General features: G+C 39.0%; 13 protein-coding genes. 9 read left to right on the top strand and 4 right to left on the bottom strand.

What is annotated here, in order from left to right:
* Positions 1-66 precede the first annotated feature (66 nt).
* The 4 genes from pepP to AC1M9P_RS00635 all read left to right on the top strand — a co-directional run bounded on the left by pepP (position 67) and on the right by AC1M9P_RS00635 (position 4,446).
* On the top strand, positions 67-1,386 hold the full coding sequence (gene pepP, locus AC1M9P_RS00650; protein ID WP_481586462.1) for a Xaa-Pro aminopeptidase: 1,320 nt from the start codon (positions 67-69) through the stop codon (positions 1,384-1,386).
* 197 nt (positions 1,387-1,583) lie between these two features.
* Positions 1,584-2,792, top strand: a complete 1,209-nt coding sequence (locus AC1M9P_RS00645; protein ID WP_481586461.1) for an FAD-dependent monooxygenase — start codon at positions 1,584-1,586, stop codon at positions 2,790-2,792.
* The gene (locus tag AC1M9P_RS00640; protein WP_481586460.1) at positions 2,789-4,027 is read left to right on the top strand and encodes an FAD-dependent monooxygenase; all 1,239 of its coding nucleotides are present in this window, start codon (positions 2,789-2,791) and stop codon (positions 4,025-4,027) included. Before AC1M9P_RS00645 ends, AC1M9P_RS00640 begins: the two co-directional genes overlap by 4 nt.
* Before the next feature lie 170 nt (positions 4,028-4,197).
* Positions 4,198-4,446 (top strand): hypothetical protein, encoded by a 249-nt coding sequence (locus tag AC1M9P_RS00635; protein WP_035269751.1) that lies wholly within the window; start codon positions 4,198-4,200, stop codon positions 4,444-4,446.
* 40 nt (positions 4,447-4,486) lie between these two features.
* Here the strand turns inward: AC1M9P_RS00635 and rsmI are convergent, their stop codons facing one another.
* On the bottom strand, positions 4,487-5,329 hold the full coding sequence (gene rsmI / locus AC1M9P_RS00630; protein ID WP_481586459.1) for a 16S rRNA (cytidine(1402)-2'-O)-methyltransferase: 843 nt from the start codon (positions 5,327-5,329) through the stop codon (positions 4,487-4,489).
* 11 nt (positions 5,330-5,340) lie between these two features.
* Here rsmI and AC1M9P_RS00625 point away from each other — a divergent pair, with 11 nt between their 5' ends.
* From AC1M9P_RS00625 to AC1M9P_RS00610, 4 genes are all read left to right on the top strand, one after another.
* Positions 5,341-6,270, top strand: coding sequence for a penicillin-binding protein activator (locus tag AC1M9P_RS00625; protein WP_035266822.1), 930 nt, complete (start codon positions 5,341-5,343; stop codon positions 6,268-6,270).
* A 14-nt stretch (positions 6,271-6,284) separates the two neighbouring features.
* Complete coding sequence (locus tag AC1M9P_RS00620) at positions 6,285-6,701, top strand: YraN family protein (RefSeq protein ID WP_035266825.1); 417 nt, start codon at positions 6,285-6,287, stop codon at positions 6,699-6,701.
* A 64-nt stretch (positions 6,702-6,765) separates the two neighbouring features.
* The gene (locus AC1M9P_RS00615; protein WP_035266827.1) at positions 6,766-7,458 is read left to right on the top strand and encodes a BON domain-containing protein; all 693 of its coding nucleotides are present in this window, start codon (positions 6,766-6,768) and stop codon (positions 7,456-7,458) included.
* Positions 7,458-8,339 (top strand): alpha/beta hydrolase, encoded by an 882-nt coding sequence (locus AC1M9P_RS00610; protein ID WP_481586458.1) that lies wholly within the window; start codon positions 7,458-7,460, stop codon positions 8,337-8,339. The genes AC1M9P_RS00615 and AC1M9P_RS00610 overlap by 1 nt, the downstream gene beginning before the upstream one ends.
* 23 nt (positions 8,340-8,362) lie before the next feature.
* Here AC1M9P_RS00610 and nudC read toward each other — a convergent pair whose 3' ends face one another.
* The 3 genes from nudC to dnaQ form a co-directional block, all read right to left on the bottom strand.
* Positions 8,363-9,121, bottom strand: coding sequence for an NAD(+) diphosphatase (gene nudC / locus AC1M9P_RS00605; protein WP_035266832.1), 759 nt, complete (start codon positions 9,119-9,121; stop codon positions 8,363-8,365).
* Positions 9,121-10,761, bottom strand: a complete 1,641-nt coding sequence (locus AC1M9P_RS00600; RefSeq protein ID WP_035266835.1) for a hypothetical protein — start codon at positions 10,759-10,761, stop codon at positions 9,121-9,123. The genes nudC and AC1M9P_RS00600 overlap by 1 nt, the downstream gene beginning before the upstream one ends.
* A 119-nt stretch (positions 10,762-10,880) precedes the next feature.
* Positions 10,881-12,308 (bottom strand): DNA polymerase III subunit epsilon, encoded by a 1,428-nt coding sequence (gene dnaQ / locus AC1M9P_RS00595; protein ID WP_481586457.1) that lies wholly within the window; start codon positions 12,306-12,308, stop codon positions 10,881-10,883.
* A 215-nt stretch (positions 12,309-12,523) separates the two neighbouring features.
* Between dnaQ and AC1M9P_RS00590 the strand changes: the two genes are divergently transcribed.
* Positions 12,524-15,736, top strand: coding sequence for a LysM peptidoglycan-binding domain-containing protein (locus AC1M9P_RS00590; RefSeq protein ID WP_481586456.1), 3,213 nt, complete (start codon positions 12,524-12,526; stop codon positions 15,734-15,736).
* The last annotated feature ends 28 nt before the right edge of the window (positions 15,737-15,764 follow it).

Raw genomic sequence — 15,764 nt, 5'->3', positions numbered from 1 at the left:
AGTACTACTTAACATATAAGTAGTACTGTATTTTCTTAAATTAAAAGCCTAAGCTGCAGAAAAGATATGAAACTTACTCAATCAGATTTTCAAAAACGACGTGATCAATTAGCCGCTGAAATAGGCCTAAGAAGCATTGCAATTATTGCAACACGTGAAGAAATGTTTAGAAATCGTGATGCTGATTATAAATATCGCGCTGATAGTAGCTTTTTTTATCTAACGGGATTTGCAGAGCCTGAAGCAGTTGCTGTAATTGAAACATTTGATACTGAAGAAGAAGGTTATACCTACAGTTTATTTTGTCGTGAACGCAATCGGGAGATGGAAATCTGGACAGGTTACCGTGCAGGGATTGATGGTGCAGTCGATGATTATGATGCGGATGAAGCTTATGCGATTGATCTACTAGACGAAGAAATCATCGCAAAGCTTCAAGGAAAAGAAAGATTATTTTATAGAATTGGTCAACAAGCCAGTTTTGATGCAAAAATTACAAAATGGATTGCAGAAGCAAGTGGTGAAAGCCGACGTGGTACCGCTGCACCTACACAATTGATTCAGTTAGATACAATTTTAGATGAGATGCGTCTACACAAAGAGCCAAAAGAAATAGAGTTAATGCAAATCGCATCTGATATTTCTGCTCAAGCACATACGCAAGCGATGAAATCTGTACAACCAGGAATGATGGAATATGCTTTAGAAGCGGAGCTGAATTATATTTTTGGTAAAAATGGTTGTGTACCATCGTATAACAGTATTGTGGGAGGTGGTGAAAATGCTTGTATATTGCACTATGTTGAAAATAACAAACAACTTAATGACGGCGATTTAGTTTTAATAGATGCAGCTTGTGAGTATGAGTTTTACGCATCAGATATCACTCGAACATTTCCAGTAAATGGTAAATTTAATCCTGAACAAAAGGCGCTTTATAATATAGTGCTTGATGCTCAAATCGCTGCAATAGATGCGGTTAGAATTGGTAACTCTTACAAAGAGCCACACTACGTTGCTGTTCGTATTTTAGTGCAAGGCTTGCTTAATCTTGGAATCATGCAGGGTGATCTCGATGAAATCATTGAGACAGAAGCCTATCGTCAATTTTATATGCATGGAACTGGTCACTGGTTAGGCATGGATGTTCATGACGTAGGGGGATATAAAGTCGATGGAGAATGGCGAACATATCAAGAAGGTATGGTGGTGACCATTGAACCAGGTTTATATATTGCCCCTGATGATGAAACTGTCGATCCAAAATGGAGAGGGATTGGTATTCGTATTGAAGATGATATTGTTGTCACCCAAGATGGACCGAGAAACCTGACTGCTAAAGTAGTGAAAACCATTGAAGATATCGAAGCCTTGATGGCGAGTTAACCATTTTCACAAATCTCAAAAGTCGATGGAAACATCGGCTTTTTTTTTAAATGTCATATTCAATATTGAAAAATGAATTATGGCTTCATCTTCAATAACGCTAATTCATTATAAAAAGTAAAAACTTTATTGTAAGATGAATTTGATTAAGAATTTATGTGTATGCAGCTATTGCTTGCTTTTATAAGGATCAAAACATGCAACAAGAAGTCATCATTGTCGGTGGTGGAATGGTCGGATTAAGCCTTGCTCTTATGCTGGCTAAAACTAACATTGCAGTGAAATTGTTAGAGGCGATCAGCTATCCTAACTATGATGATGCTAACCTTGCACCATATCATTCAAGTTTTGATGCCCGTAATAGTGCGCTGTCACGTCGAAGCGTGCAAATTTATCAAGAATTGGGAATTTGGGATTCACTGCAACAATATGCAACGCCTATTTTAGAAGTAAATATCACAGAAGAAGGAAGCTTTGGTAAAGCACGTTTAATCGCGGCTCAAGAGAAAGTAGAAAGCTTTGGCCAAGTAATTGAGAATGCATGGCTTGGACGAGTATTGTTATCAGAAGTCAAAAAAAATCCACTCATTGAGTTAATTGATGGTGTTCAAGTGACGTCGCTTAAACAGGATGAACATTTAGCTTATCTCGAAGCTTTAAAAGCGAATGAACATTTGCAGTTTCAATCCAAGTTAGTCATAGCAGCAGATGGACGTGATTCTTTCTGTCGTAAAGCACTTGGTGTTGGTGCATCAGTGCATGATTATGATCAAGTGGCGATTGTCACTACAGTGCAGACATCCAAACCTCACTCCCAAGTCGGTTTTGAACGTTTCAGCCCACTTGGCCCTTTAGCATTATTACCTTTACCTGGTGAATACCGTCGTTCTGTTGTTTGGCCAGTGCCTAAAGGTACTGAGGGAGAGTGGTTAGGTGATGAAAATGATCAGCATTTTATAGATGCTCTTCAAAAAACCTATGGCGATCGAGCTGGTAAATTTGAGAAAACTGGTCGTAGATTTAGTTTTCCTTTATCTCAAGTTTTGTCTGAAAAACAAGCAATAGGACGTGTTGTACTTATGGGTAATGCTGCTCATACCATTCATCCAGTCGCAGGTCAGGGTTTTAATTTGTGTATGCGTGATGCATATGTATTGACCCGATATTTAAAACAACAGGTCATCAAAAATGCCGATTTAGGTGAAGTTGCTGTACTGAAAGAGTATGAAAAATCTCGACTCAAAGATCAGCAACGTGTGATTAAGTTTTGTGATTCTGTGGTGCGAGGCTTTAGTAATCAAAATCCAATACTAAAATTTGTGCGAAATACAGGTCTAATGTGCTTTGAAAATATTCCAGGTATTAAGCCACTCGTTGCCAATTATGCAATGGGGTTAAAAGCATGAATGATGCTATTTTAGATGTCGTGATTGTGGGCGGTGGTTTAGTCGGAGGATTAACTGCTTTATTGCTGGCTAAAGGTGGAGTTCAAGCGACTGTACTTGATGCAGCACCGATATTGGATCACGAGAAGACCTTAGAATCATTGAATCCTCGTGTACTTGCATTGAGTCAAGCCACTATTCATTTGCTTAAGCATGTTGATGTATGGGATAAGTTGGCTCGTCAACAACCCTACACGGGAATGCAGGTGTGGAACAAAAATGGCTTTGGTGAAATCAATTTTGGAACATCAGCGCATTCTAAACCTGATCAAGCACAAATATTAGGTTCAATGGTCGAACCAAGTATCTTGAACCTTGCCATTCAGAGCATGATGATCGACCAGATTGATGATTACCGTACTCAAATCCAAGTGAAACGTATTGAGCAAGGAAATGGTTGTTGGATTCTTCATCTCGCTGATCAAACTCAATTGAAAACGAAACTTTTAATTGGTGCGGATGGTGCAAATTCATTCGTACGTGAACAAGCCATGATTGATTTGGATGTTTTGGATTATCATCAGGCTGGTATTAGTTGTGCGATCAAGACGGAACAAGCTCATGAACATGTTGCGAGACAAATCTTCTTAGAAACAGGACCACTGGCTTTTCTCCCAATGGCAAGTTTAGAAGATCAAGAATATGGTCATTGGCAATCCATTGTGTGGACTTTACCAGATGATTATGCAGACGAATTTGCGTCACTCTCAGATGAAGATTTTGTACAATTACTGACACGAGAGAGTCATCATATGTTGGGTAAAATATTAGCCGCAACGCCTCGAGCAAAATTCCCACTGAAAGCACGAGCTGCTCAACGTTATATTAAAGATGGCTTAGCCCTAATTGGTGATGCAGCCCATGTTATTCATCCACTTGCTGGTCAGGGGGTGAATATTGGTTGCCTTGATGCAGCAATTCTATGCGATGTGCTACTTTCTGATTACGCCCGTGGCGTTTGGGCTCATGAGCAAACTTTATTGAAATATGAGCATCGCCGTAAATTTCAAAACGATGCCATGATGCATAGTATGTCTATGATTGGGTGGATGGAATCTGCTCCTGTTTTTCCTATTGTTTGGGCGAGAAACTTTGGTTTGAAACAAGTTGAAAATATAAGTGCGTTAAAATCGGCGTTTATGTCGCAAGCGAATGGTTTGAGTCAGCTCAGTAATACAAGATATCAAGTGAATTGAAATCTGATCTAAAAAGAATCATCAGTATATATTTTTTTACCAATATGATTAAAAAATATACAAATGAGGTGCTTTAGATACTATGCGAACGATAAAGAGCTTGATACATTTCTCTAAAAATCAAAGCACGTTCCAATCAGGTGCGTGAAAACATTGATGGGGAGTTTGAAATGACAGACGCAAATGATTTTGATGACAACGAAGACAGTGTTGTAGACGAAAATGAATCACAAGCAGCAGAAAAAGGTGCGGCCGTAAGTGACGTTACTGTATCTGATGCCGATGTCGCGGAAGCTGAAACATTAACAGTGACAGCTAAACTCAAACAACGTCAGGCACTGGAAGATGAAGTTGCTGCTTTTCTAGCACGTGGTGGTCGTATTACTGAAGTTCCACCTGATGAATCAATAAAAGATTAATAAAAAAAGCACCATCAATATGGTGCTTTTTTTATTTTACTTAATCATTCGCGCCACTGAGCTCTAGCGCGCGTTGATATGCGACTTTCTTTTTGATTCCAGTGAGATCAGCTGCAAGTTGAGATGCTGCTTTTACAGATAAATCTTGCAATAAACGATTGAGTAATTTATCTAATTCTTCTTGCTGCATGTCTTTTTCAGTGGCTGCTCCAGCAATGACGAGTACAATTTCCCCTTTTTGCTGGTGATGATCATTTGCAATAAATGAGTGTAAATCTCCAAGGGTCATTTTTTTGATTGTTTCGAAGGTTTTGGTAATTTCACGTGCAAACCCGACTTCACGGTCAGCCCCGAACACAGAGACCATATCCGTTACAGAGTCTAGGATTCGATGTGGTGCCTCATAGATGATCATGGTATGCGTGTTGTCTTTCAGTTTATTTAATTGAATAAGACGTTGTGATTGTTTCGAAGATAGAAATCCTTCAAAACTAAAGTGATCACTGGGTAGACCTACAGCGCTTAATGCTGCAATAGCTGCACATGCACCTGGAACAGGAACGACACGAATACCATGGTCCTGAGCTGCACGAACCAATTTAAAACCAGGATCACTAATCAACGGTGTACCTGCATCACTGACAAGTGCAACATTTTCACCATTTTTTAACTTATCGATAATTATATCAATTTTGTTACTTTCATTGTGATCATGGCACGCTGTAAGCGGAGTTGAGATATTATAGTGTTTCATTAAAAGAGCGGACTGACGTGTGTCTTCTGCCGCGATAAGAGAGACAGACTTTAAAACATCAATTGCTCGATAAGTCATGTCATCTAAGTGCCCAATTGGCGTCGCTACAACAAATAACTGAGCACTCATAAGGTTTCTCCATGTCGGATCTATTAAGAATAAAAAAAGAATTCATTGGTATTGGCTTATGTGGAATGATTTTCCAAGCCCAAGCGGAAGTATTGGTTATTTTACCTGATTCAGGCCCTATGGCGCGAGCAAGTAATAGCATTAAAAATGGTATTGATGAGGCTTATCAAAAGTCTAAAAGTGAAATGCCAATCAAATATGTCAATTCGGATCAAAAACGATTAAAAGAGATACTAAAGACGCAAGTCAGTCAAAACACCAAACTTATTATTGGTCCATTAGTCAGACAGGATGTCGAAGCAATAATGAAAGAACCGCTTAAAATTCCTGTTTTAGCACTGAATGAAGTTCCTTCTAAGCATGCAAAAGTGTGGCAGTTTAGTTTATCGAAAACTGATGATGCTCAAGGTTTAATTAAACAGATTGAAAAGGACCGAGTTCAACATCTCTATATCTTGCGTGAGTCTGGTACTGAGTCCGAGAGTTTAAGCTTTGTAAATGCCGTGTTTAAAAATTTTCATGGTAAGTTTTCTCTAGTCCAACAATTGCCTGATATAAAGTCAAATGAAGGGGTGTTGCTTTTAGGCAGTATGGCGTGGATCAACTCATTGAAGAATAAGCCTTCAAAACGTTTGTATGTTCAGGCTTTTGCTATTGATCATAATATGGATATTCCGAACGGAACTAAATTCTGTGATGTTCCAGTCATGGTTCAATTTTTAAAAAAACCTAATCAAACAACAGAAAATACTGCTGCATTCCAACGTCTCAATGCCTTCGGTCAAGATGTTTGGCGTTTGGCGGATTTGATGTTGAAAACGAAGAATCCTGATCAAATATCAATTCAAGGTCAGACTGGGCACTTGAGTTTTAAAGAGCATCGGATCGAAAGAAAACCTGCGTGCTTCGAGAAAACATGGTTTAGATTAAAAAATATTTAAGAGGACTTAAATGGATGAGTTCTCAACAATTAGGTATATGGGCTGAAGACCAAACTGAAAAAGTCTTGATCTCACAGGGTTATATTGTGCTGGCTCGAAATTTTCATTCTCGTTATGGTGAGATAGACCTGATTGCTCAACGTGATCTTGAGCTTGTATTTGTTGAGGTCAAAGCCAGATCAAAAACAACCTATGCTTCAGCCCTAGAATCAATATCATCGAGCAAGCAAATTAAAATTGCGAAAACAGCAATGTCATTTCTACAAAAATTTCCAAGCTATACAGAGTTTTATTATCGTTTTGATGTGTTTTGTTTTGATTTTCATAAAAAAATTGCAAAACCGTTACAGCATGAAATTTCTGATATAGATTATGATCTCGAGTGGATTGAAAATGCATTTACAATAAATGCAGACTTGATTAATCTATGAACCGAATGAGCTAAGCCATTTCCAACAATAGAAAAAATTCAAGTTTCACGAGGAGACGGATTGAGTGTTGAAGCGTATTGTAATTTCGATGGCGTGTGTTGCTAGTCTTTCAGGCTGTGCAAGTTTTATTTCAGGTGGAACTGGCGCAGAACCAGTTGGGGTGGTGAGTGGAGCTCGTTCTTTAGGTCAGGTATTTATTGACTCTTCAATTGAACGTACAGCAAAGATCAATTTATACAAATTGGATGCTCGTTTTAAACAATCTCGAGTCAATGTGAATAGCTTTCACAGTAATGTCTTGTTAACAGGTCAAGTGCCTGATGCGCATTTGAAACAGTTAGCAGAAGATAACGTTCGAGCGATGAGTGATGTGAAATCTATTCATAACTACATCACAGTTGGTCCTCAAATTGGTTACTCTACCATCATGCAAGATGCGACTGCGACAGCGAACACACGTGGCTTAATTATGCGTGCGCCAGTTGTTTCAGACAGTAAAGTCTTGGTTCATACTGAAGATGGCGTGTTATATGTGATGGGACGCTTAAATACAGCTGAAGAGCAAGATCTCATTGAAGTTTTACAACGAGTAGGGAATGTCACGAAAATTGTTACTTTGATTGATAACGTGGAATCTGCTCAAGTAGGCGCAGGTGTTCAATCATCATCACTTATGAACCCTTCAGCGGTGAGTACTCAACCTTATGTTGAAACACCCGTTGCAATTGATCCTGACGCTGGTGTCAGTTACCAATAATGTCGAATAAGATTGCGCAATTTTTTCCGAAATCAGTTCAGTTAAAACTGACCAAATTGAATCAAAAACTGAATGCTTTTCGCCCATATAATTTGGGTGGTTTGGCATTAAATCAATTGACCTCAAATAAAGGCTATTCTGTAAAAAGAAATATTGCTTATGGTCTTAAAGCTCGGCAACGACTGGATCTTTATGTTTGCCAAGCGCCAGCGAATAAACCTTTAGTTATATTCGTGCATGGTGGTGCATGGAGTAGAGGAAGTAAGGACGATTACAAGTTTCTTGGAGAAAGTTTGACACGTGCTGGATATAACCTCGCCGTAATAAACTATCATCTGGCGCCAGAACATATTTTTCCTCGTTACGTAACTGACCTTGCAGATTCAATTCAATATTTAATCAAAAGTGCTGATAAATATGGTATTTGTGCAGATCAAATAGCGCTTATCGGACATTCTGCTGGTGCTTTTAATGTGATGTCACTGATTTATCATCCTTCATTCATTGACTTTGAAGGACGAGATCGAATTAAAGCGTTGATTGGTTTGGCTGGACCCTATCACTTTAACTATCTAGGTGATCATTTATCTGAACATGCATTCGATAAAGCAGTAAATTTCAAAGCGGTGATGCCATACTATTTTGTAGAGAAAAATAATATTCAGCACTATATTTTTCTAGCAGATCAAGATACGTTGGTAAAAGATCATAATTCTGAAGAGATGCATCAAGCACTGTTAGCTGTAGAGAATCATAGCCAGCTCATTCGGGTGCCTCGTACTGGACATGTATCAATCATGGCAACAACTGCAACATTATTTGGTCGACTCTTCAAAACTCGATCTCTCATCCTGAAAGTTTTAGAAGAGTCCTTCAAATAAATCTATAACGATTCGGATTTGATTTATTCTGATTTGAAAGGAGTATTGTGAATGACATGTTGAATCATGGCATGCGCAATACTTCCTGCAAATGGAATTTCTGGTAAATCATCAAATTTAAAGAATTGGGCATCACTAATTTCATCTTCTTGAAGCACAATGTCACCTGAATCATACTCGGCCCGAAAAGCAATCATTAAATTACTTGGGAATGGCCAAGGTTGGCTGGCAAGATATTGAATATTTTTAACATTTAGACCAATTTCTTCCATGGTTTCGCGTTGCACAGCCTCTTCTAAAGTTTCACCAACTTCGACAAAACCTGCAATTAATCCATACATATTGGATTTATTTTTTGCATTTTTCGCCAGCAAAATTTCATTGTCACCTCGTGTGATTACGGTGATAACACAAGGTTGAACACGAGGGTATTGGTGATAATTACATGCTGGGCAGATCATGGCATATTCTGAACGGTGCACATCCGTTTCTGTACCGCAATGACTGCAAAATTTATGATTACGACGCCATTCTAATAATTGAACTGCTCGGCTCGCTTGTTCAAATTGTTGCTTAGACCATTGAGTGATCAACTGTCGGATTGGCACAAGTTGATAACCTTCAGGAATCGCTTCTTCAATATGTAGATCTCGTGCAATTACCTGATCACCAGATTTGAAAATCAGATCACTCTCTAAACGTTCAACACGTGGTAATTGGAAGTTTTCATCGACGAGAAGTTGATGTTGTTTAAAAATATAAGCAACAGAGAGTTCAGACATTAGGCAACCGCTTTAATTTTTTGACTGCTGATGAGTGCAGTCTCAGATACTGATTTATGAATAGGATAATCATACTTCAAGCCATCAAGATGAAGCTCTAGACTGGCAAGCACATCTAGAATGTGCTGAAGTTGTTGGGGGGTGAGTGATTTCTGAATATCGTAATAGTGTTCAACCGCCTCAGCACTATTTTTTAGCGCATTACTTAATTCTTGAGCATCAAGAAATAGAGCAGCACCGCTTAATTGTCTTAAATTGGTTGTGATGTTTAATAAATCATTTGTGTCTTTAGCATCGATGTTTTGAAAAAGCTTATCGCCTAGTTCTTGCAAGAGAATTCGAGCTTCTTTTTGCAGCGTTTCATGTGCATCATCTAGCCGATCCAGTGATATATTCATATTATTCACATCAAGTTGAATGCGAGTTGGTGCAAAATTTCGCTTCAAAATCCCGATAGAGTTCATAGCCGATAGCATGCTGTTCATTAATCGTTGAGCAAAATCGGTATTTTGTTGAATATAGGTTCGATGAAAATGATCTGCTTGCAGTTTCATCTCTGCATAAGCTTCATTAAGATTCATGACTAAAAAGATATTTGCCATACGATACAGCTTTAAGCGAATATCTAAAATTTGATCGTCGGTAAAACTTTGATAGTGACTTTCAATATCTAATCTTAATTGATTCAATTCTTCTGTAATCAAGTGAGCAACGGTATCCATTGTTCTTTGATCAGGTCCAAACAGATGGCGACTAAAAATTTGTAGTTGAACATCAGTCAAAATGTTGTCCGAGATTTGAAAATACTCACGAAGCATTTGTGAATCGTAGTTTTCTTGGCTAATACAAATCGCTAAAGCATTAGCAAAGTCAGTTTCATCGACCTGAAAATGCTGGGGTGCATTTAAAAACTCCCGAATTTGACTGCCAACTTTAGCCAACCATTTTAGGCGTGCATCACTGAGAATGAGTTGGTCAAGTTGATTAAATGCGATTTGCATCAGAAGCCAATATTGTTGACTCGGTGTTTCAAGAGAGAGCAGTGCTATATGATATACAATGAGTTTAAAACGATCAAAATCGTCTTCAGTTTCATTTTGCGTCACTAATTTTATTAAACAATCTTTATATAGTGTATTCCAATAATCAGATGAATTAATCTGATTCGATGAAGCTTGCGGTGTTAAAGTTAATTGTTTCTGAGTGGTCTGAATTCCATTACCCAAAGCTGTGCAAGGGATGTTCAATACTCGCTCAAGATGGTTAAGTGTATCTAAGAGAAATTGGGGGACATCGACTTCACGTAAGCAAATAAATTCGATATATCGCTTTAGCATCGTTGTACCATCACTTAATGCAGCAGCGTATTTCAGGTTTTTTGCAGTTGGATTTTGCATCATCTTTGACATGACTTGCGCACAGTAGTGTGCAAGTTGTGCGAGATGAGGAAGCTCGATCATGGCAAAAACTTGATTGGATTGTTCAAGTCGAATGAATGCGTCATCTATCCCAAAAGGAAGTGTTTGATCCTCAATAAGCTCTGATACTGTATTTTCGACCTGATCGATGATTTGATCAATTTCTTTTTTAACAATAAGTAATGCTGTAGGGTCAAAATAAATTGAACTTTGATAAGACATCGATCGAAACCTATGTTGGCCGTTAATTTTGCTCAGAGCCCAGATAAGGGGAATTTTTGCTCTAAATGAATATAGCCGAACTGATCGTACTTTACAAAATGAATCAAGCAGATGGAAGATTATTTAGCAAATAAGCACGGCTCGCCATTTTTTTTTTGGTAATCTTCGATCCATTTTTGGTGTGCTGCTAATTCCTCATCAGAAGCATAAATGATTGGTAAATCTACCTCAATTTTTTGGTACTGATTTTGTCCAGTTTCAGAATGATGATCATGCGCGGAGAGTGCATCGATATCAAATGAAACTTGACCACCTGTCATGGCTAAATAAACATCTGACAGAATTTCTGCATCCAGTAAAGCACCGTGGAAGGTACGATCACGCTGTGGAACTTCGTAGCGCTTCACTAATGCATCCAATGAGTTCTTTTGACCTGGATGTTTCGCTTTTGCCATCGCAAGTGTATCAGTCACTGCGCAGACTTCTGAAAGCGTACCAAAGCCAGCACGTTTGAACTCCATATCTAAGAAGTTCATATCGAAAGTTGCGTTGTGTGCGATAATTTCTGCACCTTTTAAGTACTTGTACAGTTCAGCAGCGATTTCTTCAAATATAGGTTTATCTTTCAAAAAATCATCAGAAATACCGTGAATTGCTTCAGATTCACCGACTGGTTTTTTGGGATTGATATAAATGTGAATTGAACTTCCTGTCAGTTTACGATTGATCATTTCAATCGCACCCACCTCGATAATACGGTCTGTATCTTGATAATAAAAACCTGTAGTTTCCGTATCTAAAATCAGTTGGCGTGGTCCTTGTAAATTTAAACGAGCAGGCGTGACCACAATATGTGGATGCGATTTTTCAGCTAACTGAGGAACGCTTTGATCTACAGATTCAGAATTTAAGTCCTGTGCATCAACTGTCTTAATAATATCTGAGGAGTTTGAGGTGACTTCGTCCGTGCTGTATTTAGCTTGATCATCATTTTCTGCTAAATCAATTTCGACTTCTTCTTCAACTTCTTCATCTTGATCGTTGAGATCTAAACCAAACGGATCATTGAGCAACCAATCTTCAGACTGTTTTTTTTTATCATTCGCTTGCAGGGAATTTTTTAATTGTTCAGCCGTTTGGTCAGCGCCTTGATTAGCTAACTGATCTGCCATTTCATTGCCTGGATGTCCTGCATGACCTTTAATCCAGTTCCACTCAATATCGCGACCTTGACAAACTTGATCCAAAGTTTGCCATAAATCAGGATTTTTTACGTCTTTCCAATTTTTCTTTTTCCAACCACTGATCCATTCAGTAATACCGCGTTTTACATAGTTTGAGTCTGTCCAAATGATCAGCTTCGCATCAACAGGACAAAATTTGATTCCTTCGATTGCGGCTGTTAACTCCATACGATTATTGGTCGTGTCAGGTTCACCACCACATATTTTATGTTCTGTATCCTTAGTGATGATGTAAGCACCCCAGCCACCTAGCCCAGGATTACCACGACATGCGCCATCAACATAAAGTGTTATTTCAGACATAGTTTGAACCAATCAATCGAATAAAGTGTTGAACATCAAGTTCGGAAATTTTATTGTATACGTAAATGCGAAACATCAGTGCGATAACTGGATATTTTTTAATGTCTTGTAACATTTATAAGCAATTACTCATCAAGAAGAGACTTGCCTGAACAACGAGCTCCTCTAAAATGGCTTATATACAATAAATTTACTATGCGTCTTTCGGAATTTGTATGTCTAAAACAACCACCGCAGTGTGGCAGCCATCTGCAACTTTTTTATTTAAAATTTCAGTAATTACTTCCGCAGTAACCGGGTTAGGCGTAATGACTGGCTGTACAGCGAGTCCCACTTCCGCAAAGACGCAAAAGTCGAATCAACTCGGCATGTTAGATGCCAGTAGCTTAGATTCACTTGAAGATCTTTTATCTGCAACTGATATGCGTGCAGTTGAAGGTGATCGTTTACTTATTTTAAAGCACGGCGATGTTTGGAAACGTATGACCGTTGGTTTTAAAATGGATGAAACAAAGTGGGATCCACGGATTGATGCTCAAAGAAGTTGGTTTATTACGCGTCAGCCTTATCTGGATCGTTTATCCGCTCGAGCTTCTCGTTATCTTTATCATACTGTAAAGGAAGCAGAGCGCCGTGGATTACCTACAGAACTTGCTTTACTTCCCGTCATTGAGAGTTCCTATGATCCAGCTGCAACGAGTTCAGCGGCAGCTGCAGGGATGTGGCAATTCATCCCAAGTACAGGTCGTATTTATGGATTAAGACAGACCAATTTGTATGATGGACGCCGTGATGTAGTTGAATCTACACGTGCAGCCTACGAGTTTTTAGGAAGTTTATATAACCAATTCGGTTCATGGGAATTAGCTTTAGCGGCTTATAACGCTGGTCCTGGACGTATTCAACAAGCGATTAACCGTAATAAGGCTGCTGGCTTGCCTACAGATTATTGGTCATTACGTTTGCCTCAAGAGACAATGAACTATGTTCCACGTTTCCTTGCGGTTGCACAGATTATCAAATCCCCTGAAAAGTATGGCGTAAGATTACCACCAATTGCGAATCGTCCTCACTTTAGAGAAGTTCCAGTTCCAGCAGGTGCGAGTTTAAACGAAATTGCTTCTCTGACAGGCTTAAGTCGTGCAGAACTTTATCAACTGAATCCAGGGCATCGTGGTGATATCATTGATCCTCAAAGTCCACAGCGAATTTTAATTCCAGCAGATTTAAATCCAAATATTGATCGTAAATTGAAAGCACTTAAACCAAGCAGTACAGGTCTATGGGCGAGCGCTTCAAGCCCTGTTTCTACATCTACGCCAGCAACCACAATTACAACGACAGTAAATACACCAAAAGCTTCAAATGCTTCCGTATTGGCAACTCAAACAGCGAAGCCAGTTAATAATACTCAAACACCTTCAGTATCTACAACAATTTCAACTTCGAAGGGTAGGACTCCTTCTGGTTCTGATGCATTGGCAGCTTTTGCTGCTTCGGCAGTGGTGCCAAGCGCACCTCGTATACCTGTTGCTGTTACACCGGCGCAAAATGTTAAACCTGTACGTGTAGAACCAGAAATCACTGCTGAAGAAAAAGCCAAAATCTTAGCTTCAATTGCACCTGAAAAAACCACAACAACTACGAGTTCTGATCAAATTATTGCCTCGGTCATTGAACCACAGGCCACTGAAGCAGAAAAAGCGGAAGTCGTTAGAGAGATTAGTGCCATTGCACCTCAAGGTACTGAGATTGTCGATCCGTTGGATGGCAAGATTAAATTAACTGCGATTCAAACAAGTCAATCTGTGGCAGCAGGACAAGGTTCAGAAGTTAAAGTTGGCTTTGCTTATCCTAAATCTGTAGCAGAAAGTACATTGCCTACTTCTGAGGAAGCCCAGCTTAATCAAGGTAAGGCATTTAAGAAAACTGAAAGTGAAGTGGTTGTAGAACCACCTAAGGGTAAGCGTAGTACGTATACGGTACTCCCTGGTGACACGCTGGCAATTATTGCAATGAAAAACGGCGTAAGTTGGAGAGATATTGCAAAATGGAACCAAGTAGATCCAAATGCAACCTTATATGTAGGTGCGACCCTATATCTGTACGATGCTAAACCAGTAGCATCTGCCCAGAAAACGGATATAAAGCCAGCAAGTTATATTGTAAAAGCAAATGATAGTCTTACTAGTGTTGCAAACCAGTTTGATTTAAGTGTCCAACAATTGGCTGAATTGAATGGTCTGACTATCAATAGTAATTTACTGGTTGGGCAGAAGTTAAATCTAACCCAGTCTCAAGCATCTAAATCAAGCAAAACTGAACAAGCGCTAACTAAGGTTCAAACGAAATCTTATACGGTCAAACGCGGTGAATACTTAAAGTTAATCGCTGATCGATACGGACTTTCGACTCAAGAGTTAGCGTCATTAAGCTCAGGATTGAAAGCTGATAGTAGCCTATACGCGGGTCAAAAAATTAATGTTCCTTTAGAAGAAGTGCAATCTGCTACAGCTTCATCAACGACTCGCGCGAGTAATGCTAAAACTGTACCTGAAATTCAGACTGAAACTTACCGCGTACAACGAGGAGATACGTTGTACAACATTGCAAATGCGAATAAGTTAACCGTTGTTGAGTTGGCGACACTGAATAATTTGGATATTGAAAAAGGATTGATGGTTGGTCAAACCATTAAAGTACCGGTGGGATCTAAAGTACCAGAGCAATATGTTGTTCAATCAGGCGATAGCCTGAATGCCATTGCAAGCAAATATAATCTTTCTGTTGCACAGTTAGCAGAAATGAATGGCTTGCGTACGAATGCTGGATTACAAGTTGGGCAAAAGCTGAATTTGAAAGAAGATGAAAATAAAGCTTCCACTAAGCAGAGTTCGACACGAAATAATTCGGTTGCTGAGAAAGTGGAGTCTCACACTGTGAAGAGTGGAGAGACCTTAGCAAGTATTGCGCGACAATATGATATGTCGCTTCAATCATTACTTACGCTGAATGATCTAAATGCGAGATCAGTCCTTCAAATTGGTCAAAAATTAAAAGTAAGTGGCGATGTTGAAAAGGCGGCTGCGAGTACTGAAAAAACACCAGTCCGTCAATCAAAATCGCGTGATACAGAGGATTATGCTGTCAAATCAGGTGAGTCTCTCCATGTTATTGCTACACGATTTGATATGACTGCAAAAGAACTTGCAGATCTCAATAAGTTGAACCTACGTGCTGGATTGCAAAGAGGTCAAATTATTCAAGTTCCTAAAGTTGTTACAGATTATAAAGTCCGTAGTGGTGATTCCCTGTATAGAATTGCGAATCGATTTGGTATAGACATTGATCAGCTTGCAGAAATGAATGGTTTGAAACCAAACACACCTTTACAGATTGGTGCTACGATAAAAGTTCCACATTCTTAAGTCTGCTTAAGCAATCAGGAATTTCATT

This window comes from Acinetobacter sp. 25-47-122 (assembly GCF_056779695.1).
Note: the sequence above shows the minus strand (reverse complement) of the source record. Positions and strands in the feature narration are given on the sequence as shown.

Bases quoted from the DNA above. Each gene is read 5' to 3' on its own strand.
- pepP (WP_481586462.1), top strand. From the start codon at position 67: ATGAAACTTACTCAATCAGATTTTCAAAAACGACGTGATCAATTAGCC.
- AC1M9P_RS00645 (WP_481586461.1), top strand. From the start codon at position 1,584: ATGCAACAAGAAGTCATCATTGTCGGTGGTGGAATGGTCGGATTAAGC.
- AC1M9P_RS00640 (WP_481586460.1), top strand. From the start codon at position 2,789: ATGAATGATGCTATTTTAGATGTCGTGATTGTGGGCGGTGGTTTAGTC.
- AC1M9P_RS00635 (WP_035269751.1), top strand. From the start codon at position 4,198: ATGACAGACGCAAATGATTTTGATGACAACGAAGACAGTGTTGTAGAC.
- rsmI (WP_481586459.1), bottom strand. From the start codon at position 5,329: ATGAGTGCTCAGTTATTTGTTGTAGCGACGCCAATTGGGCACTTAGAT.
- AC1M9P_RS00625 (WP_035266822.1), top strand. From the start codon at position 5,341: ATGTCGGATCTATTAAGAATAAAAAAAGAATTCATTGGTATTGGCTTA.
- AC1M9P_RS00620 (WP_035266825.1), top strand. From the start codon at position 6,285: ATGAGTTCTCAACAATTAGGTATATGGGCTGAAGACCAAACTGAAAAA.
- AC1M9P_RS00610 (WP_481586458.1), top strand. From the start codon at position 7,458: ATGTCGAATAAGATTGCGCAATTTTTTCCGAAATCAGTTCAGTTAAAA.
- nudC (WP_035266832.1), bottom strand. From the start codon at position 9,121: ATGTCTGAACTCTCTGTTGCTTATATTTTTAAACAACATCAACTTCTC.
- AC1M9P_RS00600 (WP_035266835.1), bottom strand. From the start codon at position 10,761: ATGTCTTATCAAAGTTCAATTTATTTTGACCCTACAGCATTACTTATT.
- dnaQ (WP_481586457.1), bottom strand. From the start codon at position 12,308: ATGTCTGAAATAACACTTTATGTTGATGGCGCATGTCGTGGTAATCCT.
- AC1M9P_RS00590 (WP_481586456.1), top strand. From the start codon at position 12,524: ATGTCTAAAACAACCACCGCAGTGTGGCAGCCATCTGCAACTTTTTTA.